We start from the raw sequence: 3,147 nt of genomic DNA, 5'->3' as shown, positions 1-3,147 counted from the left end.
GCGCAAGGCCGCCGTAGAGCGGCAGCTTGCGGCCGACCATGTCGGAGATCGGCCCGACGACGATCTGGCCAAAGCCCATCGACAGGAAGAAGATCAACAGGCTCATCTGCACGGCAGCGGTGCCGGCATGCAGATCGGCGCCGATCGACGGCAGCGCGGGCAGATACATGTCGATGGCGAACGGGCCGATGGCGGACAACAAGCCGAGCACGACCGCGATGCGGAGGAATTTGGGACTCATGATAGAGGCTTCTTTCAAATCTGGTTGCCGCCGCCAGGCGACGTCTAACCTAGGACGTTCCATCCCGTGAGATTCCGACACCTCGAGAGCGAGTTCTGTTCGTCTCTCATGCGAAATCTCTTTACCTTGTGTCCACAAATTTAGACACTCTTGTCTAAATCGTCAATCGCCTCTATATAGTTTTTTATGAAGCTGCACGTTTCTCCTGACATTTTCCCGCCACGCGGTCATGAGGCCAAGCGCCTGTCGATCGTCGACTCCGCCGCCACCGTGTTTTGCCGCGAAGGTTTCGCCGGCGCCAATATCGACCTGATCGCCGCCGAAGCCGGCGTCTCGCGCCAGACCATCTACAACCATCACGGCGACAAGGAAAAACTGTTCGTCGCTGTGGTCCGTGATCTGACCGAACGTTGCAATGCCGGAATCTTCGCCACCATTGCCACCTTCCCCGATCAGCCGGGGGATCTCGAAGCCGACCTGATCGGCTTTGCGGTGCGTTTGAATCAGAATTGCATCTGCAACCGCGATGGAAAATTCCTGCGCAAGCTGATCCAGACCGAAGGCGAGCGCTATCCCGAACTGTTTGCCGAATGGCGCGAACAGGGACCGGGCAGGACATGGCCGGCAATCGCCGCCCGCTTCGCCCGCCTCGCCTATGGCGGCTATCTCACGATCGAGGACCCGGACGTGGCGGCACGCCAGTTCCTTGGCCTCGTCAATGCCGAACTGCAGACCACCTTCATGCTTGGCGGCTCGCCGCGCGAGGACGAGGTGCTGCAATCCGCGACCAATGGCGTGCGCACCTTCCTGCGCGCCTTCGGCAAGCGCCGCTCCGCGGCATCGTCCGAAAAGCAAAGCGCGCTCGCCAGCGCCTGAGCGATCAAATCGCTGGCAATAGTCTTCGCTTCCGCGCGAGGGTGATCTATATGCGGTTTACGCCGCGCTCAAGCTTGATTACAGCTATGCGGACGATTCAACGGAACCCGACCGCCACATGGCCGACGACCACATCCGCTACGACATTCTGGCCCAGGAGGCGTTGCGCGGCGTCATGCGCAAGGTCCTGGCCGAGGTCGCGCGCACCGGCCTCCCCGGCAACCACCACTTCTTCATCACCTTCCTGACCGGCGCGCCGGGCGTACGCGTGTCCTCGCGGCTGCGCGAGCGCTATCCCGAGCAGATGACCATCGTCATTCAGTTCCAGTATTGGGACCTGAAGGTGACCGATACCGGCTTCGAGGTTGGCCTGTCCTTCTCCGATGTGCCGGAAAAACTCGAAATCCCGTTCTCGGCCGTGCGCGGCTTCTATGATCCCTCGGTCAATTTCGAACTCGAATTCGACGTCAAGACGGATGGTGCGGCAGCCGATGAACCGGCTGCGCCAACTCCGGAGCCGTTGACCATCGTCTCCGAGAAAAAGCCGAAGGCCGAGAAGAAGGCCGCCGCGGAGGCGGAGAAGAAGCCCGCGGCCGCGGACGCCGCCACCAAGGGCGCCGAAGTGGTCTCGCTCGACGCCTTCCGCAAGAAATAGGCCGGCGACTTACGCCGTGGCCGAAATCGTCAATCTCCGCCAGGCCCGCAAGCAAAAGGCGCGGGACGAAAAGCTGCGCGCCGCCGAACAGAACCGCGCGCTGCACGGCCGCTCCAAGGCCGAAAAGGAACGCGATCGCGTCGCCGCCGACAAGAGCGAAAAATTCGTTGCCGGGCATCGTCGTGAAAAGCCCGGCGACCCCGGCCGTCAATGAGCCCGGTCGAAAAGCGTTCGGTGACCATTCGCGGCCACCGCACCAGCTACTCGCTTGAAAAGCCCTTCTATGACGACCTCGTCGCGATCGCGGCGACCAGGGAGCTGACGCTCGCTGCTCTTGTCGCCGAAGTCGACGAGACGCGGCCCCGCGACACCAACCTGTCCTCGGCGTTGAGGCTCCATGTGCTGGAGTGGGCGAAGCGAGGAGAGAGTATCTAAAGGCTTTCGACCGCGTCGTCCTTTTTCCTGCGTCTGGTGCCAAAGCCAAGCAAGGTCGAACGCTCGCGCTCCTCGGCCTGTTTCCTGGACCGCACGCGCATCAGATCCTTCCAGCCGACATAGCCGACCAGCAACGAGCCTTCGCGAGTGACGACGGGCAGATGGGAGACGTTGGCCATCAGCAGCTTGTCGGAGAGGCCTTCGAGATATTCGTCCGGATAGGCCAGCGTCACCTTGCTGCCGGCCAGCAACGCGCCAAGCGTGGTGGTGCGGTGCGTGCCGGCGCGTCTCCAGCGCAATATCGCCGGCGGATCGATGAGGCCCAGCACCTGACCGTTCTCGTCGACCACCGGGAAACTCGGATGCCGTGTTTCCGGCGCCGTCAGGAAGGCTGCTGCGCCATGCAGCGTCATCGTCGCCGGCACGCTTTCGACCTGCGACGTCATCACCTCGCGCACCCTGGTCAGGGCGAAAGGGTCGACACGGTATTCGCGAACCAGATGGTGTCCCCTTCTGGCGATCTTTTCGGTCAGGATCGAACGCTTCATCAGAAGCACGGTCACGGCATGCGCCGCGGCGCAGGCGGCAATCAGCGGCACCAGCATATGTGTGTTGCCGGTCAGTTCGACGGCGAAGAACGTGGCGGTCAGCGGCGCGCGCATCGTGCCGCCCATGGTGGCGGCCATTGCCAGCAGCGCCCAGAAACCCGGATCCGCGGCAGGCAGAACGCCGGCGAGCACAGCGCCCATAGCCCCGCCCATGATCAACAGCGGCGCCAGCACACCTCCCGACGTTCCCGAGCCGAGCGCTACCGACCAGATGATCGCCTTGACCACCAGCAGCAGGAGTGCCGCCGTCGCGACGGTGCGGCCATCCAGCATGTCGGTGATGTTGTCATAGCCGACACCGAGCGCGTGCGGTTCGATCAGCCCGCCTATGC

Annotated in this window: 5 protein-coding genes and 1 pseudogene; 4 read left to right on the top strand and 2 right to left on the bottom strand. The window is 62.9% G+C overall.

Annotation, left to right across the window (positions count from 1 at the left end; genetic code table 11):
- Positions 1-241, bottom strand: a pseudogene (locus tag EN914_RS29725) (multidrug effflux MFS transporter); the annotation flags it as partial.
- A 186-nt stretch (positions 242-427) separates the two neighbouring features.
- Here EN914_RS29725 and EN914_RS29720 point away from each other — a divergent pair.
- From EN914_RS29720 to EN914_RS29705, 4 genes are all read left to right on the top strand, one after another.
- The gene (locus tag EN914_RS29720) at positions 428-1,117 is read left to right on the top strand and encodes a TetR/AcrR family transcriptional regulator (RefSeq protein ID WP_013531017.1); all 690 of its coding nucleotides are present in this window, start codon (positions 428-430) and stop codon (positions 1,115-1,117) included.
- Positions 1,118-1,235: 118 nt separating this feature from the next.
- Positions 1,236-1,772: an SspB family protein gene (locus EN914_RS29715; protein ID WP_013531016.1), complete on the top strand. Its 537-nt coding sequence runs from the start codon at positions 1,236-1,238 to the stop codon at positions 1,770-1,772.
- Between the two features lie 16 nt (positions 1,773-1,788).
- A complete protein-coding gene (locus tag EN914_RS29710) occupies positions 1,789-1,986 on the top strand; it encodes a DUF4169 family protein (protein WP_024501426.1) in 198 nt (65 codons plus the stop codon).
- Positions 1,983-2,207: a ribbon-helix-helix domain-containing protein gene (locus EN914_RS29705; RefSeq protein ID WP_013531014.1), complete on the top strand. Its 225-nt coding sequence runs from the start codon at positions 1,983-1,985 to the stop codon at positions 2,205-2,207. Before EN914_RS29710 ends, EN914_RS29705 begins: the two co-directional genes overlap by 4 nt.
- Here the strand turns inward: EN914_RS29705 and EN914_RS29700 are convergent.
- Positions 2,204-3,147 (bottom strand): chloride channel protein (locus EN914_RS29700; protein ID WP_164779004.1); only part of this gene is annotated, 944 nt, incomplete at its 5' end. The two genes, EN914_RS29705 and EN914_RS29700, sit on opposite strands and share 4 nt — an antisense overlap.

Source organism: Mesorhizobium sp. M7A.F.Ca.CA.001.08.2.1 (assembly GCF_003998455.1).
Lineage (GTDB): Bacteria > Pseudomonadota > Alphaproteobacteria > Rhizobiales > Rhizobiaceae > Mesorhizobium > Mesorhizobium ciceri.
The sequence above is the reverse complement of the archived record's forward strand: the minus strand, read 5'-3'. Positions and strand labels throughout refer to the sequence as shown.